The 22128-nt window shown below is 67.3% G+C and carries 18 protein-coding genes, 1 pseudogene and 1 riboswitch; of the genes and pseudogenes, 8 read left to right on the forward strand and 11 right to left on the reverse strand.

Annotated features, from left to right (window positions below):
• Positions 1 to 10 precede the first annotated feature (10 nt).
• Together AC13FN_RS13840 and hslO are read right to left on the reverse strand one after the other, a co-directional pair.
• A complete protein-coding gene (locus tag AC13FN_RS13840) occupies positions 11 to 859 on the reverse strand; it encodes an XOO1806 family protein (RefSeq protein ID WP_010482736.1) in 849 nt (282 codons plus the stop codon).
• Positions 860 to 975: 116 nt separating this feature from the next.
• Positions 976 to 1869 carry an Hsp33 family molecular chaperone HslO gene (gene hslO, locus AC13FN_RS13845; RefSeq protein WP_482984956.1) on the reverse strand — a complete coding sequence of 298 codons (894 nt, stop codon included), beginning with the start codon at positions 1867 to 1869 and terminating at the stop codon, positions 976 to 978.
• A gap of 77 nt (positions 1870 to 1946) precedes the next feature.
• Here hslO and mtgA point away from each other — a divergent pair, with 77 nt between their 5' ends.
• From mtgA to AC13FN_RS13860, 3 genes are all read left to right on the forward strand, one after another.
• Positions 1947 to 2696, forward strand: coding sequence for a monofunctional biosynthetic peptidoglycan transglycosylase (mtgA, locus tag AC13FN_RS13850; RefSeq protein ID WP_482984955.1), 750 nt, complete (start codon positions 1947 to 1949; stop codon positions 2694 to 2696).
• 67 nt (positions 2697 to 2763) lie between these two features.
• Positions 2764 to 3783 (forward strand): glycosyltransferase family 2 protein, encoded by a 1020-nt coding sequence (locus tag AC13FN_RS13855; RefSeq protein ID WP_053443387.1) that lies wholly within the window; start codon positions 2764 to 2766, stop codon positions 3781 to 3783.
• The gene (locus tag AC13FN_RS13860; RefSeq protein WP_010482742.1) at positions 3743 to 4174 is read left to right on the forward strand and encodes a CBS domain-containing protein; all 432 of its coding nucleotides are present in this window, start codon (positions 3743 to 3745) and stop codon (positions 4172 to 4174) included. The genes AC13FN_RS13855 and AC13FN_RS13860 overlap by 41 nt, the downstream gene beginning before the upstream one ends.
• Before the next feature lie 237 nt (positions 4175 to 4411).
• Here the strand turns inward: AC13FN_RS13860 and AC13FN_RS13865 are convergent, their stop codons facing one another.
• The 4 genes from AC13FN_RS13865 to AC13FN_RS13880 form a co-directional block, all read right to left on the reverse strand.
• Complete coding sequence (locus tag AC13FN_RS13865; protein ID WP_482984954.1) at positions 4412 to 6385, reverse strand: AsmA family protein; 1974 nt, start codon at positions 6383 to 6385, stop codon at positions 4412 to 4414.
• A 73-nt stretch (positions 6386 to 6458) separates the two neighbouring features.
• The gene (gene trhA, locus AC13FN_RS13870) at positions 6459 to 7097 is read right to left on the reverse strand and encodes a PAQR family membrane homeostasis protein TrhA (protein WP_010482744.1); all 639 of its coding nucleotides are present in this window, start codon (positions 7095 to 7097) and stop codon (positions 6459 to 6461) included.
• A gap of 204 nt (positions 7098 to 7301) precedes the next feature.
• Entirely contained in the window at positions 7302 to 8906 is a 1605-nt protein-coding gene (locus tag AC13FN_RS13875) for a peptide chain release factor 3 (RefSeq protein ID WP_010482745.1), read from the reverse strand.
• Positions 8907 to 8972: 66 nt separating this feature from the next.
• Positions 8973 to 9857: a M23 family metallopeptidase gene (locus AC13FN_RS13880; RefSeq protein ID WP_482984953.1), complete on the reverse strand. Its 885-nt coding sequence runs from the start codon at positions 9855 to 9857 to the stop codon at positions 8973 to 8975.
• A 147-nt stretch (positions 9858 to 10004) separates the two neighbouring features.
• Positions 10005 to 10123: riboswitch (SAM riboswitch) on the forward strand.
• A 77-nt stretch (positions 10124 to 10200) separates the two neighbouring features.
• Here AC13FN_RS13880 and metX point away from each other — a divergent pair.
• Genes metX through AC13FN_RS13895 form a run of 3 tightly spaced genes read left to right on the forward strand, consistent with a single transcriptional unit; the run spans position 10201 to position 13528 of the window.
• Positions 10201 to 11232 (forward strand): homoserine O-succinyltransferase MetX, encoded by a 1032-nt coding sequence (gene metX / locus AC13FN_RS13885; protein WP_054172331.1) that lies wholly within the window; start codon positions 10201 to 10203, stop codon positions 11230 to 11232.
• Positions 11229 to 12464: an O-succinylhomoserine (thiol)-lyase gene (locus tag AC13FN_RS13890; protein WP_482984952.1), complete on the forward strand. Its 1236-nt coding sequence runs from the start codon at positions 11229 to 11231 to the stop codon at positions 12462 to 12464. The genes metX and AC13FN_RS13890 overlap by 4 nt, the downstream gene beginning before the upstream one ends.
• Entirely contained in the window at positions 12461 to 13528 is a 1068-nt protein-coding gene (locus AC13FN_RS13895; protein WP_054172329.1) for a homoserine dehydrogenase family protein, read from the forward strand. The genes AC13FN_RS13890 and AC13FN_RS13895 overlap by 4 nt, the downstream gene beginning before the upstream one ends.
• A gap of 109 nt (positions 13529 to 13637) precedes the next feature.
• Here AC13FN_RS13895 and AC13FN_RS13900 read toward each other — a convergent pair whose 3' ends face one another.
• Positions 13638 to 14633 carry an alpha/beta fold hydrolase gene (locus tag AC13FN_RS13900; protein WP_054172328.1) on the reverse strand — a complete coding sequence of 332 codons (996 nt, stop codon included), beginning with the start codon at positions 14631 to 14633 and terminating at the stop codon, positions 13638 to 13640.
• A 121-nt stretch (positions 14634 to 14754) separates the two neighbouring features.
• Entirely contained in the window at positions 14755 to 16137 is a 1383-nt protein-coding gene (locus AC13FN_RS13905) for an L-serine ammonia-lyase (protein WP_010482751.1), read from the reverse strand.
• Between the two features lie 100 nt (positions 16138 to 16237).
• Between AC13FN_RS13905 and AC13FN_RS13910 the strand changes: the two genes are divergently transcribed.
• The gene (locus AC13FN_RS13910; protein WP_010482753.1) at positions 16238 to 16471 is read left to right on the forward strand and encodes a glutaredoxin family protein; all 234 of its coding nucleotides are present in this window, start codon (positions 16238 to 16240) and stop codon (positions 16469 to 16471) included.
• 105 nt (positions 16472 to 16576) lie between these two features.
• Here AC13FN_RS13910 and AC13FN_RS13915 read toward each other — a convergent pair.
• The 3 genes and pseudogenes from AC13FN_RS13915 to AC13FN_RS13925 form a co-directional block, all read right to left on the reverse strand.
• A pseudogene (locus AC13FN_RS13915) lies at positions 16577 to 17146 on the reverse strand (YceI family protein); the annotation flags it as partial.
• A 3-nt stretch (positions 17147 to 17149) separates the two neighbouring features.
• Complete coding sequence (locus tag AC13FN_RS13920) at positions 17150 to 17722, reverse strand: cytochrome b (RefSeq protein WP_010482755.1); 573 nt, start codon at positions 17720 to 17722, stop codon at positions 17150 to 17152.
• A 10-nt stretch (positions 17723 to 17732) separates the two neighbouring features.
• The gene (locus AC13FN_RS13925; protein ID WP_482984951.1) at positions 17733 to 18365 is read right to left on the reverse strand and encodes a YceI family protein; all 633 of its coding nucleotides are present in this window, start codon (positions 18363 to 18365) and stop codon (positions 17733 to 17735) included.
• 166 nt (positions 18366 to 18531) lie between these two features.
• Here AC13FN_RS13925 and AC13FN_RS13930 point away from each other — a divergent pair, with 166 nt between their 5' ends.
• Positions 18532 to 22077, forward strand: coding sequence for a hybrid sensor histidine kinase/response regulator (locus AC13FN_RS13930; protein WP_049435242.1), 3546 nt, complete (start codon positions 18532 to 18534; stop codon positions 22075 to 22077).
• The last annotated feature ends 51 nt before the right edge of the window (positions 22078 to 22128 follow it).

Raw genomic sequence — 22128 nt, forward strand, 5'->3', positions numbered from 1 at the left:
CGTAGTGGGATCAGAGATCCTGTTCGTAACGCACGTACGGCACGGTGCCGTCGTCGTTGCTTTCATTGCGCGGGGAGAACGGATTCTTGCCACGGCTGATCACGTTTTCGGCGCCCACGGTAAGCTGGCCGGACCACGGGGTACGCCAGGTCAGGCCGATGCCCAGGCCTTCCCACTTGCCGGGCTTGCCCGGTACGTCGATCACGCGGCCGATGATGCTGCCGGTGAAGTTGCCGTAGCCGGCGCCGATGCTCAGGCTCTTGCTGTCCCAGCGGTCGACGATGGACGGCGCGGCGTCGGCCAGCGGTACCAGGCGGGCCTTGGCGTAGGTACCGGCAATCGAGACAAAACCCTCGCGGCCGATGTTCTTCTGCGCGAATACGGTCAGGTCGTTCTGCTCGGCGCGCAGCGAAGGTGTCTTGTTCGGGCCGGACAGCCACGCCGGCAGCGTTTCACGGCCGGTGCCCGCGGTGATGCCGAGGCGGCTGTTGCCGCGGTTCAGCGCGGCGGTGCCGGTGAAGCGGCGGCTGTTGAGGTCGTCGTCGTCACCCAGGCTGGCCAGCATGCAGTGACTGGCCAGGCCGCTCATGCTGGTCCCGCTGCTGCTGTTGCAGAGCAGGCCCAGTGAATCGCCGGAGGACAGGCCGAAGGCCGCATCCAGCGAGTTGCGGCCGAAGTGCCAGCGGGCGCCGGCGGCCTGTTCACCCGTGGGCTCCAGGTACAGCAGGGCCTCGACCTTGCCGCTGCCCTTGTTCCACACCGGCAGCACGGTCCGGGTGTCCTTGCTCTGCGCGTGCACGCCCGTGATCGCGCCAAGGGCGATCAGCAGGGCCAGCGGTAGACGCAGGAAGGTACGCATCGGACCAGTTCAGACAGGGACGGACAACGGAAGTTCCCGTAGAGACGGGAACTTGATCCTAGGGTGTTTATGAATTCTTAACAAGCCTTGATCCCCCCAGATGCAAGACAAGCCGTTTACTGAAGCCGTTCAGGCGCCGGTACAGTCCCCTCGGCACCGTGGAACAGTATGCCGAACTCCGTCAAAGGAAAGTGATACTCCCGCCCGCAGAATTCGCAACGGACCTCGACCGCGCCGGTGTCCACGGCCGCGGCACGGGCCTCGTCCTCGCCCAGCGACTGCAGCATCGATGCGACCCGCTCGCGGGAACAGGAGCAGGCGAAGGACAGCGGCTTGTCGCCCATCAGTTCCGGCTTCTCTTCGTGGAACAGGCGGTGCAGCAGCTGCTCGGCCGGGGTCGCCAGCAGCTCGGCCTTGCCCAGGGTCTCGAACAGGGCGCTGGCACGTGCCCAGCCGTCCTCGTCGCCCTCGTCACCTGGCAGCTTCTGCAGCAGCAGGCCGGCGGCACCATTGCGGTCGGCGGCCAGCAGCAGGCGGGTCGGCAGCTGCTCGGACTGGCGGAAGTAATCCTCGAAGGCCTCGTCCAGCTCCGGTGCGGTCAGCGCGACCAGGCTCTGGTAGCGCTGCGGCTCGCGCGGGTCCAGGCCCGGGTTCTCGATGGTGATCGCGAGCAGGGCGTCATCACCCAGGCTGGACAGGTCGCGCGGCGCATCGGCGCCCTCGCTGAGCTGGGCAATGCCGCGCAGGGTACCGGCGGCGGTGCACTCGGCGAACAGGGTGCGCAGGGCGGTGCTGCTGCGCAGCTGGATCGAGAGGCGGCCATCGATCTTGGTGTGGCCGGTGAACAGCGCCGAGGCCACGCAGGCCTCGCCGAGCAGTTCGGCGGCGGTATCCGGGTACTCGGCGTGGGACAGGATCTCCTGCCAGGTGGCCTGCAGGCGCACGTGGACGCCACGGACGCCAGCGTCGGGAAGCAGGAAGCGGATCAGGGAATCGGGGTTGGCGGTCATCGGCTCACATCGCGCGTAAACGAGGGCGGTTGCCGGATAATGCGCCGACAACCAGATAGAAGAAGGATGCACCAGTAATGGGGGCAGGGGGAGAGCAGCACAAGGTGGAGGCCATCGCGGAAGTCCCGCGCCGCAGGCGCTGGCGCTGGAAACGGCTGCTCTGGCTGCCGCTGCTGCTGGCCGCTTTCAGCTGCCTGCAGGTATTGGTGTTGCGGTTCATCGACCCGCCGGTATCCACGGTCATGCTGTGGCGCTATGGCGAGGCATTGGGCGAGGCCGACTGGTCCTATCGCCTGCACTACCAGTGGCGCGATCTGGACCAGATGGCGCCCAGCCTGCCGATCTCGCTGGTGGCGGCCGAAGACCAGCGCTTCCCCGACCACAACGGCTTCGATCTGCAGGCCATCGAGAAGGCCCGCGACCACAACGCCAAGGGCGGGCGCCTGCGGGGGGCCAGCACGATCAGCCAGCAGGTCGCCAAGAACCTGTTCCTCTGGCAGGGCCGCAGCTGGATCCGCAAAGGCCTGGAAGTCTGGTACACGGTGCTGATCGAAGCACTGTGGCCGAAGGAACGCATCCTGGAGATGTACGCCAACATCGCCGAGTTCGGCGATGGCGTCTATGGCGCGCAGGCAGCGGCACAGACGTTCTGGGGCAAGGACGCGGCCCGGTTGAGTCCGGCCGAGAGTGCGCGGTTGGCGGCGGTGTTGCCGGCACCGCGACGCTACAACGCGGCCAAGCCAGGGCCGTACGTGCAGCGGCGCGCGGCATGGATCCAGCGCCAGGCACGACAGCTGGGCGGCGCGTCCTATCTGTCGGAGGACTGAGGGAGGCGGGCGCGCTGCGATCGGCAGGCGGCGGGTCGTGTGCGCGCCGGCAACGTACAATCCGGGCATGAACCGCGAACGGCTCACTTTTGTCATCGCTGCCTACAACGAGGCCCTGGCACTGCCGCTGCTGCATCCACGGCTGTGCGCGGTGCTCGATGGTATGCCCGACATCGATGGCCACATCCTGTATGTGGACGATGGCAGCCACGACGGGACCTGGCAGGTGATCGCAGGATTGGCGCAGGGCGACGCGCGCGTATCGGCGTTGAAGCTGTCGCGCAATTTCGGCAAGGAGGCTGCGCTGACTGCCGGCCTGGATCTGGTGCGCGAAGGCGCAGCGATGATCCTGGACGCCGATGGCCAGGACCCGCCGGAACTGGTGCCGCAGTTCGTTGCGCGCTGGCGCGAAGGGCATGACAACATCTATGGCACGCGCATGGCCCGCGACGGCGAGGCCTGGATCAAGCGCGCCACGGCGGCGGCGTTCTACCGGGTGATCGGTCGCCTGTCACGCACGCCGATCCCTGCCGATACCGGTGACTTCCGCCTGCTGTCGCCGCGCGCGCTGAGCGCGCTGCGCGAGATGCGTGAACGCCATCGCTTCATGAAGGGTCTTTTCAGCTGGGTCGGATTCAAGCGGATTGCCGTGCCCTACCACCGCCACGCGCGCGTGGCCGGCTCCAGCAAGTTCAGCCTTTGGCGGCTGTGGAACTTCGCGCTGGAAGGTATCACCGGGTTCTCGACCGTTCCCCTGCGGGCGGCGACCTACATGGGCCTGGCCACGGCGGCGGTTGCTTTCGTATTCGGTGTATGGGTGATCGCCAAGGCGGCCCTGTACGGTGACCGGGTGGCGGGTTGGCCGACGATGATGGCGGTGATCCTGTTCCTGGGCGGGGTGCAGTTGATCGCCCTGGGCCTGATCGGTGAGTACCTGGGACGGCTGTACGAGGAATCCAAGCAGCGCCCGTTGTACCTGGTTGACGCGTGGCTAGCATCCACCGTGGCAGACTCGGCCCTGCAACCCACCCTCGGAGGGCAGGCAGATGACCACGGTACGGCAACTGTTGGACGGCAAGTCTCCTGAAGTACATGCGGTCGCGCCGGATGCGGCGGTGATCGATGCGATCCGGTTGATGGCGGAAAAGGGCATCGGTGCGGTGCTGGTGATGGACGGCCCGCGGCTGGTCGGGATCCTTTCGGAGCGCGATTACGCGCGCAAGATCGTGCTGCGTGATCGTTCGTCGCGGGATACGGAGGTGGCTGAGATCATGACGGCGAAGGTGGTGACGGTCTCGCCGGGCGAACAGGTAGAGCACTGCCTGCAACTGGTGACCGACTACCGCATCCGCCACCTGCCGGTGGTGGAGGGCGCGCAGGTGCTGGGGGTGATCTCCATCGGTGACCTGGTGAAATCGGTGATCGATGCGCAGCGGCGCGAGCTGGATCAGCTGCAGCAGTACATCGTTGCCGGGTGAGGGTGTCGCTGGCGGGCCTGCGGCCCGCCGGCCCGCTTTTCGAAGCCAGAGCCACAGCCAAAGCCACAGCAGCGCCTTCCTGATACGTTGGGAGGCGGAGGGTGCGGCTGGGCAGGACATGCCGCAAGTACGTCCCTGTAGGCTCGATGGCGCCATCCATGGCGCCAACGGTCCTGCCTGTCGCCTTGCTCCGGCTCTACGCGCGGGAAAAGAGGCGCCGCGAACAACGCTGTAAACCTACTTCGCATACTGCCCCCCGCAGTCGGCATCCTTGCCCGGCCCCAGTTCGATCGTCGCCAGCAACGCCGCCGGCGGCGCGATGCTGCCCAGCGCCAGGGCCACGGCGCCACGAATACCCAATGCCTTGAAGTCCGGGCGGAACGACGGATCCTTGAACGTGCCGCTGATATGCAGCGGAGAGCGCAGAACCAGGATGCTCTTGTCCTTGGGGCGCGGTTTCAGCAGCAGGTCCAGGGTCTCGTCGCGCAGGCTGACCGTGCCTTCGCCGATGAGGATCGTGTCGGTGGTATCCACCGCCAGTGCCTGGCTGGTCATCAGGCCGTCGCGCACGCCGAAGTCGGCGAAGGCGCAGCGCAGGGGGATCTGCTTGTCGCCGGTCACCAGGAATTTCAGTGATTCGGTGATGTCCAGGCCGGCCAGTTCCATCACCAGGTTGCCGACATGGCCACGGCCCATCGCCAGGCCGACCTTGCCACTGCTGCTGCCGAGCATGGCGGCGATCGAGTTGCCGCGGCCGCTCAGGTCCACTTCGCCGCCGATGCCGCCCTTGGCCTGCTCGGCCAGCTTCGCGTCCGGGAGCAGCTGGCCCAGCTGCACGCCGCGCACGCTGGCCTTCAGCGCGGTGCGGATCTGCGGCTGGCGTGCATCCATGCGGATCGTGCTGCGGATATCGCCGCCGGCCACGCCGAAGTTCAGCGGGTCCAGTCGCAGCACGCCGTCATCCAGCAACAGGTGCGCGTCCATGTCGTCCAGCGGCAATGACGGCGCGTTGATGCGATGGGCCTTCCAGCGCACGTCGGCATCCATCGCGCGCAGCTTGCCGAGGTTGTAGGGCGTGTCGGGCAGCACGCGTGCACGGGCAGCAACCCGTGCGGCCTCGGCCTTCTGTTCTGCGTTGGCGGTTTCGCCGCCGCCGGTTCTTGGCGGGGCACCGACGAAGCCGGCCAGATCATCGAAGTCCAGCCGTTTGGATTCCAGCGTGGCGGTCAGCCGCGGCCGTGCGCCGCCCACTTCAAACTGCAGATTGCCACCGAGGTCGCTGTCGCCGACCTTGCCGGTGAAACCGTCGTAACGCCAGACGTTGTGGTCGCGCTTCAGGCGGCCGTCCAGCGCATAGGGCGGTGAGGGCGGGATGGCGATGCCGAGCAGCGGGTAGAGATCGGCCAGATCCTGGCCACTGAGCGCGAACTGCAGGTCGAACACGCGCAGCTGGAAGGGGTTGGTGAGCGTGCCGCGGGCCACTGCGTGGGTGGCACCGGCGCGGCCGTCGAGGTGGATGCGGAACGGGTGGTCGCTGTCGGTCAGTTCCAGCGGTGATTCGGTACCGCCCTGCAGAGTGAACGGATTGCCCTGCCAGTGGCCCTTGCCCTGCACCAGCAGCGGCGGCGAGGCATCGGCCTGTTTCGGTTGGCCGCTGCGCACGCCCACGCGGATGTCGGTGCGGCCCAGTGCGTCGAGGAACTGCAGCCGGCCGTCGTCGATGCGCAGGCGCTTGAGTTGCGGGCTTGTCCCGCCTCTGCTGTCACCCAGGAAATCCCAGTTGCCGGGCTCGCCCTTGCGCGGGGCGGTTTCCAGCAGCACGTCCGGTCGGGTCAGGCGCACTTCCGGCAGCTGCACGCTGCCGCGCAGCAGGGGCCACACCCGCACGTCGATCTCGACGCGGTCGGCGGTGGCCATGTTCGGCTGCTTCGCCCAGCCGGCATTGGCGAAGGTGATGGCATCGGCACGGATGGTGCTGGTGCGGCCGAGTTCGACATCCAAGTGGCCGATGTGCAGTGCACGACCGGTGCGTGCCTGCACCGCGCGCTCGACCGGACCCTTGAACCAGTTCCAGTCCCACAGCGCGATCACCACCAGAATCACTGCCAGCAGGAAGACCAGGACCGTGAGCCAGCGCCGGCCGCGCGGGCCAGGTCTGCGGAGGCGCCAGCGGGAAGCGCGCGTTGCGGCAGGGGAGGCGGCAGCATTCACGCTGCCATGGTTGCCCCTTCATCGTGGACGGGGTGCGAAGCGTCCATGTGCGCGGTGTGCACAACCCGCGCCGTTACAGCACCTGCATGGTCACCGCGACGAAGTGGCAGACGCTGCCACCGATCACGAACAGGTGCCAGATCGCGTGCGAATAGGGGATCGATTCGCGGTGATAGAAATAGGTGCCCAGCGTGTACGACAGGCCGCCGGCCAGCAGCCAGCCCAGCGTCCAGCCGTCGATCGAAGCCAGCATCGGCTTGATCGCCACGATCACCAGCCAGCCCATGGCGATGTAGATGCCGGTGGAAAGCGCCTTGAAGCGGCCGGTGTAGAACAGCTTGAACACCACCCCGGCCAGGGCCAGGGTCCAGATCGCGGCGAACAGGCCCCAGCCCCAAGGGCCACGCAGGCCGATCAGGGTGAACGGGGTATAGGTGCCGGCGATCAATACGTAGATCGCGCAGTGGTCGAACACCTTCAGGCGGCCCTTGGCGACCGGGTGCTGGATGGCGTGGTACAGGGTGGAGGCGGTGTACAGCAGTAGAAGCGCAATGCCGAATACGATCGCGCCGGCCAGCTGCCAGCCATCGCTGTAGATGGCGGCCAGGGTGATCAGTACCGCACCGGCGCCCAGGGCGAGCACGGCACCGAGGCCGTGGGTCAGGGCGCTAGCGATTTCTTCGCGGATCGAAGCAACGGAAGTCGTGGACATGGCGTAGGCATCGTTCGCGGGGAGGGGGACCCGCACCCCCCTATCATCGCCGCGATGGGCGGCGTCTGCACGCCCGTCACCGTATGGTTGATGAATTGCCGGCCTGCGCCGGGTCCATGGTAGATCCACTCCATGCGTGGATGAAGCCCCGGCAGCGCTGGGGTCAGAGCCCTTTCCTGCGGAAAGGGATCCGACCCCTTGGCTTCAGCCCACCGAAACGGTATGCGCCGCTTCGCGGGTGGCCGAGAAGCGCACATCCGGCGAACGTTCCTGTGCCAGCTGCAGGTTGACCCGGGTCGGTGCGAGATAGACCAGGTGTCCGGCCGCATCCAGGGCCAGGTTCAGTGCGTTCTTCTCGCGGAACTCTTCCAGCTTCTTTTCGTTGCTGCAGTGGACCCAACGCGCGGTGGTCACGCTGACCGGCTCGAAGGTGGCTTCCACGCCGTACTCGTCCTTCAGGCGGTACGCGGCCACGTCGAACTGCAGCACACCGACCGCACCCAGGATCAGGTCGTTGCTGGTCAGCGGGCGGAAGAACTGGGTCGCACCTTCCTCGGACAGCTGGGCCAGGCCCTTCTGCAGCTGCTTGAGCTTGAGCGGATCACGCAGGCGTGCGCGACGGAACAGTTCCGGGGCGAAGTTCGGAATACCGGTGAAGGTGACCGCTTCGCCTTCGGTGAAGGTATCGCCGATGGAAATGGTGCCGTGGTTGTGGATGCCGATCACATCGCCCGGCCACGCTTCGGCGGCGATTTCACGATCGCTGGCCATGAAGGTCAGCGCGTTGGCCAACTTCATTTCCTTGCCGGTGCGCACGTGGAAGGTCTTCATGCCGGCGCTGAAACGGCCCGAGCAGACGCGCATGAACGCCACGCGGTCACGGTGCTGCGGGTCCATGTTGGCCTGGATCTTGAACACGAAGCCGGTGAGCTTGTTCTCTTCCGGGGCGATCTCGCGGCCGGTGGTGGAACGCGCCTGCGGCGACGGGGCATGCTCGACGAAGAAGTCCAGCAGCGGCTGCACGCCGAAGTTGTTCACGCCCGAGCCGAAGAACACCGGGGTCTGCTTGCCGGCGCGGTAGGCCTCCAGGTCGAACGGGTGGCTGGCGCCCTGCACCAGTTCCAGTTCGTCGCGCAGGTCGGCCAGCATCTGTGCACCGATCTTCTCGGCCAGGCCGGGGGCATCGATGGACGGGAAGATGGTCGAGTCCTGGCGGGTGAAGTTGCGGCCTGGTTCGTACAGGTGCACTTCGCCGGTCAGCAGGTGGACCACGCCCTTCAGGCGCTGGCCCATGCCGATCGGCCAGGTCACCGGCGCGCACTGGATGCCGAGCACGGTTTCCACTTCATCCAGCAGCTCGATCGGGTCCTTGCCCTCGCGGTCGAGCTTGTTGATGAAGGTCATGATCGGGGTGTCGCGCAGGCGGCAGACTTCCATCAGCTTGATGGTGCGCTCTTCCACGCCCTTGGCCACGTCGATCACCATCAGCGCCGAGTCCACCGCGGTCAGCACGCGGTAGGTGTCCTCGCCGAAGTCGGCGTGGCCGGGGGTGTCGAGCAGGTTGACGATCTTGCCTTCATACGGGAACTGCATCACCGAGGAGGTGACGGAGATGCCGCGCTCCTTTTCCAGCGCCATCCAGTCGGAGGTGGCGTGGCGGGCAGCCTTGCGGCCCTTGACCGAACCGGCCATCTGGATCGCGCCTCCGAACAGCAGCAGCTTTTCGGTCAGCGTGGTCTTGCCGGCGTCAGGGTGGGAAATGATGGCGAAGGTGCGGCGACGCGACGCTTCGTTGGCGACTTCGGACATGGCAGTGGCGCCCGCCCGGGGCGCTTTTCAAAGAGATAAGCGCCCGATTATACCGGCCGGGGCCGGTCAGCGCCCGATGCCGCCGTCGGCCTCGCCGTGGCGGGCGAACTGCAGCTGGCCCTGCTCGGCGAAGATGCGTGCCGGCACCGAGCGCAGGCCCATGCCGCGGTTGACCTGCACCACGAAGTGCAGGTGCGGCGCGCTGCTGTAGCCGCTGTTGCCGGACAGGCCGATCGGCTGCCCGGCCCCCACCGCCTGGCCGCGACGCACGCGCATGCCGCCAGCCTGCAGGTGGCCGTACAGGGCCATGCTGCCGTCGCTGTGCAGCACGCGGATGAAGTTGGCGCGGCCACCATCGCGTTCGCGGTCCTGGCCGTTGCCACGGAAGCCATCCTGGATCTGCATCACCGTGCCCTCGCGTGCGGCCAGCACCAACGTGCCTTCAGGCAGCGCGAAGTCGACCGCATCGCGGTTTTCCTCGTCGTCGTGGCTGAACCGGCCCTGCGGCGCCTGGTCCACGCGTGGACGGGCCGCGTCGAACGGCAGCCGATAGGCCACATCCTCGGCCTGTGCGGCCGGATTGCCCGGTACCGACTGCAGGCGCAGGTCCAGCATGCGGCCGTCGAGCGGGGCAGGCAGGTGGCCGACCACCAGGCTGCTGTCGCCCTGGATCAGCGATTGGACCGGCAGCCCTTCGACCGGGTGTCCGGGTGCAGCGCGCAACTCGATCTGCAGCGGTCCGGCCAGGGTGTTGTCGATGCGGGCCTGCCATTGCGTGCCGACCGGTTGCAGGCGCAGCTGGGCCATCGGTGCGGCAGCCTCGGCATCGCCTGCGCGGGCGGCAGAAGCGGGAGGAGGCACCAGTCCCCAGCCCTGGCGCCAGTCGCCGGCGCTGGCCGTCGCACTCGCCAGCAGGGACAGCAGCAGGCAGGTCAGGGGCAGGCGTGGCATCGGCGGTTCCAGCGAGAGGACCGCCGGGACTGTACCCGATCCTGAACGGGGCGACCGGGACAGCCCTCGCAGAGTGGACCTGAAAATATTCATCGCTTTATCCGCATGAAGGGATTGACAGTGCCGGAAAGGGCTGGCATCGTGGCCTCACCATCGAGACCGGCAGAGGGACAGGCCCTTTGAAGCCGGGGCAGCCCGCAGGCGCGCAAGCGTCCGCGTAGGTGCCAAATCCTGCGGGGACCGTGGCGTCCACCGAAAGATGGTTCGAACCATGCACCACACGTGCATCTCGAACGCGGGCCCCGCGAAGGCTCGATGGCCGATTCCCCAACCGGATCCCGCCATGAGCTTCGCCGCCAGTACCGCCGTTCGCCCCGAACCCTTTGTCCCCGTCAGCGTGCCGGTCGAAGACCGTGTGCATGCCGAGCGCGGTGAGTTCGCCGCGGTGCTGTCGATGCGTCATGCCGGCCCCAGCCCGGTGCGCCTGCGCTACGAGTGGGTCGGCCCGGCCAACGCGCCGGTGGTGGTACTGGCCGGCGGCATCTCCGCGCATCGCCATGTGGCCTCCAACGCACAGTTCAGCGAGAAGGGCTGGGCCGAAGAGCTGGTCGGCAGTGGTCGCACGCTGGATCCGCAGCAACTGCGCGTGCTGGCGTTCGACTTCATCGGCGCCGACGGTGCGCTGGACGTGCCAATCGATACCGCCGACCAGGCCGATGCGCTGGCCCTGCTGCTGGACCATCTCGGTATCCGCACGCTGAAGGCCTTCATCGGCTATTCGTATGGCGCGCTGGTCGGCCAGCAGTTCGCGATCCGTCATCGTGCCCGCGTGCGCCAGCTGGTGCTGGCCAGCGGTGCGCATCGTCCGCACCCGTATGCCGCCGCCTGGCGCGCGTTGCAGCGCCGCGCCGTGGCGCTGGGCCAGCTGCAGTGCGGCGAAGATCATGGCCTGGCGCTGGCCCGGCAGTTCGCCATGCTCAGCTACCGCACCCCGGAAGAGTTCGGCGAGCGCTTCGACGCCGCGCCGGAAGTCATCAATGGCCGCGTGCGCGTAGCTGCCGAAGACTATCTCGACGCTGCCGGCGCGCAGTACGTCGCGCGCACGCCGGTGACCGCCTACCTGCGCCTGTCCGAATCGATCGACCTGCACCGCGTCGACCCCGCCGCGATCCTGCCACCGACCGTGGTGGTGGCCGTGGAGGGCGACCGCCTGGTGCCGCTGGCCGACCTGGTCGGCCTGGTCGAAGGGCTGGGCCCGCGCGGCAGCCTGCGCGTGCTGCGCTCGCCCTATGGCCACGACGCCTTCCTCAAAGAAACCGATCGCATCGACGCGATCCTTGCCACCGCCTTCCGCACTTCTGGAGAGTCCGCATGAGCCTGCACGCCAACGAGCCGTCCTGTAGCCGCACCACTGCCGCCGTCCGTGCGGGCATCGATCGGGACACCGCGCATGGCGCGGTCACGCCGCCGATCGTGCTGTCGTCGAACTTCAGCTTTGAAGGCTTCGGCAACAAGCGCCAGTACGACTACACGCGCAGTGGCAACCCCACCCGCGACCTGCTGAGTGAGGCGCTGGCCGAACTGGAAGGCGGCGTTGGTGGTGTGGTCACCGCCACCGGCATGGGCGCGATCAACCTGGTGCTGAACGCACTGCTGCAGCCGGGCGACACCCTGGTCGTGCCGCACGATGCGTACGGTGGCAGCTGGCGCCTGTTCAACGCGCTGGCAAAGAAGGGCCACTTCGAACTGGTCACCGCCGACCTCACCGATCCGCGCGCGCTGGCGCAGGCGCTGGCCACCCAGCCGAAGCTGGTGCTGGTGGAAACCCCGTCCAACCCGCTGCTGCGCATCACCGACCTGCGCTTCGTCATCGAAGCCGCGCACAAGGCCGGTGCCCTGGTGGTGGTCGACAACACCTTCCTGTCGCCGGCGCTGCAGCAACCGCTGTCGTTCGGTGCGGACCTGGTGCTGCATTCCACCACCAAGTACATCAACGGCCACAGCGATGTGGTGGGCGGCGCGGTAGTCGCGCGCGATCCGGCACTGCACGAGCAGCTGGTGTGGTGGGGCAACGCGCTGGGCCTGACGGGTTCGCCGTTCGATGCCTTCCTGACCCTGCGCGGCCTGCGCACGCTGGATGCGCGCCTGCGCGTGCATCAGGAGAACACCACGTCGATCGTTGCATTGCTGGACCAGCATCCGGCGGTCGGTACGGTCTACTACCCGGGCCTGGCCGATCACCCCGGGCATGCCATCGCCGCACGCCAGCAAAGTGGCTTTGGCGCGATGTTGTCGTTCGAACTGGCCGACTGCGAAGGCGATGATCCGCATGCCGCAGTGCGTGCCTTCGTCGATGGCTTGCGCTGTTTCACCCTGGCCGAATCGCTGGGCGGCGTCGAAAGCCTGATCGCGCATCCGGCCACCATGACCCATGCGGCGATGACCGCCGAAGCACGTGCCGCCGCCGGCATCAGCGAAGGGCTGCTGCGCCTGTCGGTCGGCATCGAGGCCGAGCGTGACCTGCTGGCCGATCTCGGTGCCGCGCTGCAGCGCGCCGAAGCCGTGATCGATGCAGCCGCGCGCCGCAAACAGGTGGTGGATGCATGAGCGCGCTCGCCGCTGACATTCCTGCGCTGGGCGTGGGACGCCTGGCGCTGCTCGGCACTGGCACGGTCGGCTCGGCCTTCGTGCAGCGTTATCAGGTATTGCGGGCGCGTGGGCTGGAACTGCCCAGCGTGCAGTGGCTGGCCAATTCACGCACTGCGCTGGAGATCGATCGTGACCTGGTGTTGCCGCTGGAGCTGGCACGGCGTGCACCGCGCGATGGCCAGAGTTCGCCGCCGTGGGCCAGCGCCGAAGGACTGGAACGTGGCGACGTGGTGGTCGATGCCACCGCCAGCGAAGACGTGGCCGCACGCCACGTGCAGTGGCTGGCACGCGGCGTGCACGTGGTGACCGCCAACAAGCTGGGCCGTGGTGCGCAGCTCGCACGCGCGCAGGCGATTGCCGAAAGCTGCGCCGACAGTGGTGCGCGCTATGGCGACAGCGCCACCGTCGGCGCGGGCCTGCCGCTGCTGAGCAGCCTGCGCGCGCTGGTGGCCGGTGGCGATCACATCCATGCCATCGAGGGTGTGCTGTCCGGTTCGCTGGCGTGGCTGTTCCATCGTTACGACGGCCAGTCGCCGTTCTCGGCGGCGGTGCGCGAAGCGTTGGCGGCCGGCTATACCGAGCCCGATCCGCGCCTGGACCTGTCCGGCGAAGACGTGCGGCGCAAGCTGCTGATCCTGGCCCGCAGCAGCGGGCTGGCGCTGGATGCTTCGCAGGTGCAGGTGGATTCACTGGTGCCTGAAACGCTGGCAGCGTTGCCGCTGGAGGATGCACTGGCGGCACTGGAGCAGCTGGATGCGCCGTTGCAGGCGCGTTGGCGGCAGGCGCGCGACAACGGCCACGTGCTGCGTTTCGTTGGCCGTGTCGATGGCGCGGGTGCGCAGGTGGGCCTGCGCGAGTTGCCGGCCGATCACCCGTTGGCGCAGGGCGCGGGCACCGACAACCGCGTAGCCATCCACAGTGACCGTTATCAGCGCCAGCCGTTGTTGATCCAGGGCCCGGGCGCTGGCGCGGAAGTCACCGCCGCCGCGCTGCTGGATGATGTGTTGCGGATCGTGGGTTGATCGCACCGCTTCTGTAGAGCCGAGCCCACGCTCGGCTGCTCCTGACAGAATCCCCATCCTGCCGGATGAGCCGAGCGTGGGCTCGGCTCTACAGGGGCACGCCTGCCGGTCAGCGAGACTTCAACGCCTTCATCAATGCGCTGTTGAACTGCTTCGGGTCCTGCACCTGCGGCGAATGCCCCAGTTCGGCAAACTCGACCAGGTTCGAGCCGGAAATCGCTGAGGCCGCGGCCTTGCCGAGCACCGGGTAATTGCCCAGCGTCGCCTTTACTGCAGGCGGCGCCAGGTCACGGCCGATCGCGGTGCGGTCCTTCTGGCCGATGAACAACGTGGTCGGCACCTGCAGGTTCTTTAGTTCGTAGACCACCGGCTGGTTGAACACCATGTCCGAGGCCAGCGCCTGGCTCCATGCAACAGCCTGCTTGCCCGGGCCTTCGTACATGCCCGACTGCATCCGCGCCCACGGTTCGTAGGCCGGCTTCCATTTGCCGTCGTAGTACACCTCCAGCTGATAGCGGCGGATGCTGTCATAGCTGATGTTCAATTCGCCGGCGTACCACGCGTCCACGCTGCGCCACGGCACGCCCAACGCCTTCCAGTCTTCCAGTCCGATCGGGTTGACCAGCGACAGGCTGCGCAGGTCCTGCGGGAACATCAGTGCGTAGCGCACCGCCAGCATGCCCCCCATCGAATGACCGACCATGTGCACCGGCACATCGCCCAGTTGCAGCTGTTGCAGCAGGGCATGGGTGTTGGCGGCCAGCTGCGAGAACGAATACTGGTAACGTTCGGGCTTGCTGGATTTGCAGAAGCCGACCTGGTCCGGGGCGATCACCCGGTAGCCGGCGGCAACCACTGGCTTGATCGATTCCTTCCAGGTGGCCGCGCAGAAGTTCTTGCCGTGCAGCAGCACCACCACACCGATGGGCGCCTTCTTCGGCGCGATGTCCAGGTAGGCCATTTCCAGCGGCTGCCGCTGCGATTCCAGTGCGAAGGTCTTCACCGGATAGCCGTAGTCGAAGCCTTCCAGGCGTGGTCCATAGGTCGGCGCAGCCAGGGCGGACAGCGGCAGGCAGGCAAGCAGGGCGGCAGTGATCACGCGCATGGGGCAGTCCGGGGCAAGGGAGCCCCGAGCCTAACCGGAACGCGGTGACGGTGTCGTCCGGGATAGAGCCGAGCCCCTGCTCGGCTAGCCCATCAGCCGAGCAGGGGCTCGGCGCTACAACTCAGCACTCGATGACGTTCACCGCCAGCCCACCGCGGCTGGTTTCCTTGTACTTGTCCTGCATGTCACGGCCGGTATCGCGCATGGTCTTGATGACCTTGTCCAGCGACACCTTGTGCTTGCCGTCGCCGCGCATCGCCATGCGCGAGGCATTGATTGCCTTCACCGCACCCATCGCGTTGCGCTCGATGCACGGAATCTGCACCAGGCCGCCGATCGGGTCGCAGGTCAGGCCGAGGTTGTGTTCCATGCCGATTTCCGCGGCATTCTCGATCTGGCTGGGGTTGCCGCCCAGGGCGGCGACCAGGCCGCCGGCCGCCATCGAGCAGGCCACGCCCACTTCGCCCTGGCAACCGACTTCGGCGCCGGAAATCGAGGCGTTTTCCTTGTACAGAATGCCGATCGCCGCCGAGGTCAGCAGGAAGTCGAACACGCGCTGCTCGTTCGCACCCGGGCAGAAGCGATCGAAGTAGTGCAGCACCGCCGGCAGCACGCCGGCTGCACCATTGGTCGGCGCGGTGACCACGCGACCACCGGCGGCGTTCTCTTCGTTCACCGCCAGCGCATAGAGGTTGACCCAGTCCAGCGTGGTCAGCGGATCGCGCATCGCTGCTTCCGGCTTCGACGACAGCTCACGGTACAGCGCCGGCGCACGACGGCCCACCTTCAGGCCACCCGGCAGCACGCCTTCCTCGCGGATGCCGCGCGCCACGCACGACTGCATCGCACTCCAGATCTCGCGCAGCTGCGCGCGGATCTCGTCTTCGCTGCGCCAGCACTTCTCGTTCTCGAACATCAGCTGGGCAATGCTCAGGCCGCTGCGCGCGGTCTGCGCCAGCAGCTCGTCGCCGCTCTTGAACGGGTAGGGCAGCGGGGTTTCGTCGGGCACGATGCGGTCATCGGCCGCGTCGTCCTGGTTGACCACGAAGCCACCACCGACGGAGTAGTAATCGCGGGTGGCGATCACTTCGTCCTCGGCGTTGTACGCGGTGAAGCGCATGCCGTTGGTGTGGTACGGCAGCTTCTGGCGCTTGTTCATGCCCAGGTCGCGCTTTTCGTCGAAGGCGATCTCGTGCTGGCCCATCAGCTGGATGCGCTTGCTGCTGCGGATGCGCTCCAGCGTGGCCGGGATGATGTCCGGGTCGATCAGGTTGGGCCGCTGACCTTCCAGGCCGAGCAGGATCGCCTTGTCGGTGCCATGGCCGCGGCCGGTCAGCGCCAGCGAGCCGTAGACATCGGCACGGATGCGCGCGACCTCGTGCAGGCGGCCCGGATCGAGCAGCCAGCGATGGATGAATCGCTCGGCGGCCTTCATCGGCCCGACGGTGTGCGAGGAGCTCGGGCCAATGCCGATCTTGAAAACGTCGAACGTGCTGACAGCCATGGTTGCCGTACTGCGGGTACCGGAAGAGACCGCTATTCTAGCGGTTCATGCCGCACTTCCATGGCTGCGGCGCAGCATTTCGGCAGAGGGAGCAAAACCGGTGTTGACCCTGTTCCAGCGTGACGACTGCCACCTGTGCGACATGGCCCTGGCCGAGCTGGCCAAGGCCAGGGCGCCGGAGTTCGAATCGGTGTTCCTGGATGACCAGCCGGCGCTGGAATCGCGCTATGGCGCGCGGGTGCCGGTGCTGCGCGACGAGCGCGGTGACCGTGAGCTGGACTGGCCGTTCGACGCGGCCACGGTGCAGGCCTGGCTGGCTGAAAGCTCACTGTAGAGCCGAGCCATGCTCGGCTGACGCGCGCAGCGCGACCTGGACGGCAGCCGAGCATGGCTCGGCTCTACAGGATGCGGCCCGAGCCGTGCCCCCGCCCCTTGCGAATTTCGCGTCGAACTTCACGATCGTGCTGATCGCGGTTTCATCCGGGATGGTCTTGGTGTCGGCCCAGTCACCGCCGCCGACGCCGAAGTCCAGTCGCTTGACCGTGGCCTTGCCGGTCAGTACCGGCTGGGTGCCTGGCTTCCAGGTGAAGGTCAGCGTGACCGGCTTGCTGACGCCGCGCAGTTCCAGCGTGCCATCGGCGGCGAACTGGTCATTGCCGACGGCACGGAAGCCCTTGGCGGTGTAACGCGCGGTGGCGAACTTGCCGACGTTGAAGAAGTCGGCGGTCTGCAGGGTCGAATCGCGGTCGCTGTTGCCGCTCTTGGCGCCGGCCAGCGGGATCACCACGTCCAGCGAACCGGCGGCCGGGTTGGCCGGGTCGAAGCTGAGCTTGGTGGCAAAGCCCGGGAAGCTGCCGGTGAACACTTCGCCGTCGTACTTGGTCGCGAACACCAGGATCGAGCCGGCGCCGGGGGCCTGCGCGTAGTCGGCAGCGAGTGCCGGAGCGGTGGCCAGCATGCCGGCCAGGGCGGCGGCCACGGCGGCCGGAGTGGTCAGTTTCAGGTTCATCGGTCAGTCCTTCTGAGGGGAGGTGAGCCAGCCACGCGGCAACATGCGGGACAAGGTTGCATCGCGCTGGAACAGGTGGTGGTAGAAGGCAGCGCCGGCATGGGCCAGCACCACCGCGATCAACAGCCAGAAGCCGTATTCGTGGATGGCATGGGACACCGCAACGACCTGCGGGTCTGGGCCGCTCAGTTTGGGCACGTCAACCAGGCCGAACCAGCGGAACGGGCGCAGGCCGCTGGCCGAGTCGTACAGCCAGCCCGACAGCGGGATGGCAAACATCAGCACATACAGCAGCACATGGGTGGCACTGGCGATGCGTTCCTGCCAGCTGGGCACGCCCGGCACCGGCTTGGGGGCACCGGCATACAGGCGCCAGCCGAGGCGGAACAGCACCAGCGCCAGCACGGTGATGCCGATCGACTTGTGCGCGGTATAGACCCAGAAATACTTGGGGGTCTTGGGCAGTTCGCCCATGGTCAGGCCGACCACGCCCAGGGCGAGGATCAGCAATGCGATCAACCAATGCAGGATCTGGCTGACACTCCCCCAGGCGGCGGGGGTGTTCTTGGCGGTCATGAAGGGTCCTCTAGGGGGCCGTCTTGGGGTCGGAGTGTGGAACGGGAGCGGGAGTTCCCGGGGCGTCGCTGCGGTCGAGGGTGGCTTCAGCCTCGATTCTCAGCTGTACTGCATCACCGATGACGCCCGGCCAGGCGGTGATGCCGAACGCGCGCCGGCTCAGCGTGGTGCTGGCGGAAAAACCGGCGGTGCGTCGGAACGGGGGCAGGGGATAGCGCTTGATGGCGTTGAGGGTCACGTCCAGCGTGATCTCCTGGCTGACCCCGCGCAGGGTCAGGGTGCCGATCACGTGGGCCCGCCTGGCACCGATCGGTTCGATCCGGCTGGAGACGAAATGTGCCTTCGGGAAACGCTCGCCATCCAGAAGGCTGCGGGCCAGCGTGGCCTGGTTCCACTTGGCATCACCCAGGTCCAGTCGCGACACGGGGACCTCGACATCCAGTGTGGCCTCGCGCCAGTTGTCGGGATCGAACTGCAGGCGGCCCTCACTGCCGGAGACCGTGCCCATCGCCTGCGAGTAACCCGCGTGGTCAATGGTGAACAGCACACGCGTATGCACCGGATCGAGGCGATAGGTATCTGCATCCGCCCAGGCGGGGGCGGTGGCGAGCAGCATCGGCAGCAGGGCCAGGCAGGGACGCATCGATGGCGGGCTCCGGAAAGGGGGACGTTGCGATCATACGCACAGCCCCCTGCCAACGTTGCGTGCATGGCTGCAACAGTTCGTGGTGGGTCCACCGGTGGAAACAGGCTGTTGCAGCCATGAAGCCGGCCCTGTGTGACAATCGGGACAGGACAGGGGGTTCAGGATGACGAGCGGTTGGCGCCGGTGGTGCCGAGGCATCGCGGGAATGGGGCTGCTGCTGATGGCGTTCGCCACGGCGGCCACGGCCCTGGACATGGCGGAAACACCGCGCCTGCGCCGTTTCGGTGCCGCCGAAGGCATGCCCTCGCGCATGGTGCTGGCGTTGGCCGAAGACCGCCAGGGCCATATCTGGGCTGCCACCGATGGTGGCCTGGTGCGCTATGACGGCGGCAGCCTGCGGGTCTGGGAACATGATCCGGAGCAGCCGGGATCGCTGCCGGGCAACGAGATCGAGACCCTGCTGGTCGATCCCCTGGACCGCGTCTGGGTCGGCATCAATGGCAAGGGCGTGGCCCGGCTGGATGCTGACCGCGAGCACTTCAAGACCTTCGATGCGGTCAACGGCCCCTGCATGAGCCAGTTCTGGACGTTGGCCTACGCCGAGGATGCACTGTGGATCGGCACCAGTGGGCATGGCGTCTGCCGTTTCGGTGAAGACGGCAGCCTGCGCTTCTTCGAGCATGATCCGGCCCGTCCTGGTGGGTTGCCCAGCAATACCATCTACAGCAGCCTGGTCGATGCGCAGGGGCGCCTGTGGATCGGCACCGAGGCGGGCATTGCGCGCTGGAACGGGACTGGATTCGAGGCTGTCGCGCCGCGCGAACTGGGGGCGCTGAGTGTGTTGCGCCTGAGCCGCGACCCCGATGGCTCGATCTGGGCCGGCAGCCAGAACGACGGCCTCTACCGTATCGACGCGCAGGACCGGGTCAGCCGTCCGCGCTGGACCGACAGTGCACGCCTGCGTTCGGCACTGGTGCTGGCCGATCGCCAAGGCGGTTACTGGGCGGGCACCTCCGATGGCCTGTTGCGCGGAGATGCCAGCATGCTGCGGCGGCTGGACGGCGACCGTGGCAGTGGTTTCCTCACTGCCCAGAGTGGTGTGCTTGATCTGATGCAGGACCATGAGGGCGGATTGTGGGTGGCGCTGCTGACCCAGGGCCTGGCCTACCTGCCGCCGGACTGGCGCCGGTTTTCGATCTGGAACCAGCTTGACGGCAAGCCGCTGGACAGCCAGTACCTGTTGAGTGCAGCCAGTGATGGCCGGAATTACTACGTCGGCTCAGCGCATGGCGTGTACCAGCTGGACGCGCAGGGAGTGCTGAAGTTGTTGGCCAGCGATCGCGAGATCGGCAGCGGGGCGGTGTGGTCGGTGCTGCCGCGGCCGGACGGGCGCCTGTGGCTGGGGCGTGCCGGCCGCATCAGCGTGTACGACCCGGCCACCCGCGCGCTGCACGATTGGCATATCGATGGAGGGGCCGACCTGCGCCAGCGCATCGATCTGATGCGGCAGGCCCCCGATGGCACGGTCTGGCTGTCGGTAATGAACCTGGGCCTGCAGCAGCGCAGCGCCGATGGCCGCGTGCTGCGTAGTTTCCCGCTGGAGGATCTCCGCAAGACGGCCGATTCACCGGTTGAGCAGATCCGCTTTGATGCCCAGGGCAAGGCCTGGGTGATGGGCGACATGGGGATCTGGCGTGAACAGGCCGGGCGTTTCGAAGCGGTGCCGGGCGTTTCGCGTGGGCTGATCTACGATCTGGTGTGGGTGGATCCGCAGCAGCTGTGGCTGGCCCGCCAGGGCGCGCTCGAGCGCTACCAGTGGGATGGCATGAGCCTGCGCCTGATCCAGCGCATCGATGGCAGTGCTGGCGTGCCGTCGGTGAGCATGGGAGGACTGGCGTTGGCCGAAGATGGCCGCCTGTGGGCGACCACGCCACGTGGCCTGCTGCGGTGGGACCCGAAGGCGCGCCGCCTGCAGCAGTTCAACGAACGCGATGGCCTGCCCGACGCCGAGTTCACCAGCCGGCCGCCGGCGGTGAATGCCGATGGTCGTGTGCTCGCGGTGGCCCAGACCGGCCTGGTGGTGTTCGATGTGAATGCTGCCGATGCCGTGTTGCCGCCGTCGTCGCTGGTGATCGCCGAGGTCCGCGTGCGGCGCGATGATGCCCGTGGCTGGCAACCGCTGCCGACCACCGGCACGCTGTTGCTGGGGCCGGACGATCGTGATCTGCAGATCGATGCGCGACTTCTTTCCTATGCCAATCCGGAGGGCAATCGTTACCGCTTCCGGGTGCAGGGCTACGACCAGAACTGGGTGGAGCAGGGCGGTGACGGCCAGCGCACGCTGTCGCGGCTGCCGACCGGCAGCTACGTCATTGAAGTCCAGGCGGCCACGGCCAGTGGCGCGTGGACGCCTTCGCAGCAGTTGCAGGTGAAGGTGCTGCCACCCTGGTGGCGCAGCGGCATGGCGATCTTCGGCTACCTGCTGATCGGCTCGCTGCTGCTGCTTATCCTGGTGTGGTCGATCCGTGCGCGCCTGCGCCGCCGCCAGCAATGGCAGTTGACCGTGCACAAGCAGCAGCTGGCAGAGCAGGCCTCACAGGCCAAGAGCCGGTTCCTGGCCACGCTGGGCCATGAGGTGCGCACGCCGATGACCGGTGTGCTCGGCATGAGCGAACTGCTGCTGGCCACCCCGCTGGATGCGGTGCAGCGCAGCTATGCAGGCTCGATCCAGCAGGCTGGCAGCCACCTGCTGCGGCTGGTCAATGACGCGCTGGATCTGGCCCGCATCGAGGCCGGCCGACTGGAGCTGGACCTGCGCCCGTTCGATCTGGCCGGCCTGCTTGACCAGGTGCAGGCGTTGATGCAGCCGATGGCGAAGCAGCGCAACCTGGAGTTCCAGCGTGGAAGCGATCCGCCGGGGCCGGTCAGCGTCAGCGGCGACGAGATGCGCGTGCGGCAGATCCTGCTTAATCTTCTGGGCAATGCAATCAAGTTCACCGAGCGTGGGCACGTCGGCCTGGCCGTGCGACTGGAGGAGAACGGCGGCGGCCTCTGCTTCGAAGTGCATGACACCGGCCCGGGCATCAACGCCGAGCAGCAGGACCGCCTGTTCCATCGCTTTGAACAGGCGGACGGCCCGCGCACTGCGTCGCGCTATGGCGGCAGCGGGCTGGGCCTGGCGATCTGCCAGGAGCTGGCTGTGGCCATGAACGGACGCATCGAAGTAGACAGCCAGCTGGGCAAGGGCGCGCGTTTCCGGGTGTGGCTGCCGCTGCCCTGGATCCGGCAGGCCGCCAATGCGCCGGGCGAATCGCCGGTGCTGCCGATGCTGCCGCCACTGCGCATCCTGCTGGTGGAGGATGACGCGACCGTGGCGGAGGTCATCGCCGGCCTGCTGCGTGGCCGTGGGCACGACGTGGTGCACGTGCTGCATGGCCTGGGCGCGCTTTCGGAGATCGCCACCGATGGCTTTGACGTGGGCCTGCTCGATCTTGATCTGCCGGCGCTGGACGGCACCGCCATCGCCCGCCAGCTGCGCACCATGGGCTATGAACTACCCCTGGTGGCGGTCACCGCACGTTCCGATGCCTACGCTGAGACCCAGGTCCTGGCGGCTGGGTTCGATGGCTTCCTGCGCAAGCCGGTGACCGGTGACATGCTGGTGACTGCCATTGCCCAGGCGCGCGCAAAACGACAGACCGCCCTTTGAATGCGCCAGCGCCGGGCGTGAACGGCGCGACTTTCGGTTTACCATGCCGAC

It is taken from the genome of Stenotrophomonas sp. 115C5 (assembly GCF_056861055.1).

Bases quoted from the DNA above. Each gene is read 5' to 3' on its own strand.
- AC13FN_RS13930 (WP_049435242.1), top strand. From the start codon at position 18,532: ATGACGAGCGGTTGGCGCCGGTGGTGCCGAGGCATCGCGGGAATGGGG.
- AC13FN_RS13905 (WP_010482751.1), bottom strand. From the start codon at position 16,137: ATGGCTGTCAGCACGTTCGACGTTTTCAAGATCGGCATTGGCCCGAGC.
- AC13FN_RS13925 (WP_482984951.1), bottom strand. From the start codon at position 18,365: ATGCGTCCCTGCCTGGCCCTGCTGCCGATGCTGCTCGCCACCGCCCCC.
- AC13FN_RS13875 (WP_010482745.1), bottom strand. From the start codon at position 8,906: ATGTCCGAAGTCGCCAACGAAGCGTCGCGTCGCCGCACCTTCGCCATC.
- trhA (WP_010482744.1), bottom strand. From the start codon at position 7,097: ATGTCCACGACTTCCGTTGCTTCGATCCGCGAAGAAATCGCTAGCGCC.
- hslO (WP_482984956.1), bottom strand. From the start codon at position 1,869: ATGACCGCCAACCCCGATTCCCTGATCCGCTTCCTGCTTCCCGACGCT.
- AC13FN_RS13880 (WP_482984953.1), bottom strand. From the start codon at position 9,857: ATGCCACGCCTGCCCCTGACCTGCCTGCTGCTGTCCCTGCTGGCGAGT.
- AC13FN_RS13920 (WP_010482755.1), bottom strand. From the start codon at position 17,722: ATGACCGCCAAGAACACCCCCGCCGCCTGGGGGAGTGTCAGCCAGATC.
- metX (WP_054172331.1), top strand. From the start codon at position 10,201: ATGAGCTTCGCCGCCAGTACCGCCGTTCGCCCCGAACCCTTTGTCCCC.
- AC13FN_RS13855 (WP_053443387.1), top strand. From the start codon at position 2,764: ATGAACCGCGAACGGCTCACTTTTGTCATCGCTGCCTACAACGAGGCC.
- AC13FN_RS13895 (WP_054172329.1), top strand. From the start codon at position 12,461: ATGAGCGCGCTCGCCGCTGACATTCCTGCGCTGGGCGTGGGACGCCTG.
- AC13FN_RS13860 (WP_010482742.1), top strand. From the start codon at position 3,743: ATGACCACGGTACGGCAACTGTTGGACGGCAAGTCTCCTGAAGTACAT.
- AC13FN_RS13890 (WP_482984952.1), top strand. From the start codon at position 11,229: ATGAGCCTGCACGCCAACGAGCCGTCCTGTAGCCGCACCACTGCCGCC.
- AC13FN_RS13900 (WP_054172328.1), bottom strand. From the start codon at position 14,633: ATGCGCGTGATCACTGCCGCCCTGCTTGCCTGCCTGCCGCTGTCCGCC.
- mtgA (WP_482984955.1), top strand. From the start codon at position 1,947: ATGGGGGCAGGGGGAGAGCAGCACAAGGTGGAGGCCATCGCGGAAGTC.
- AC13FN_RS13840 (WP_010482736.1), bottom strand. From the start codon at position 859: ATGCGTACCTTCCTGCGTCTACCGCTGGCCCTGCTGATCGCCCTTGGC.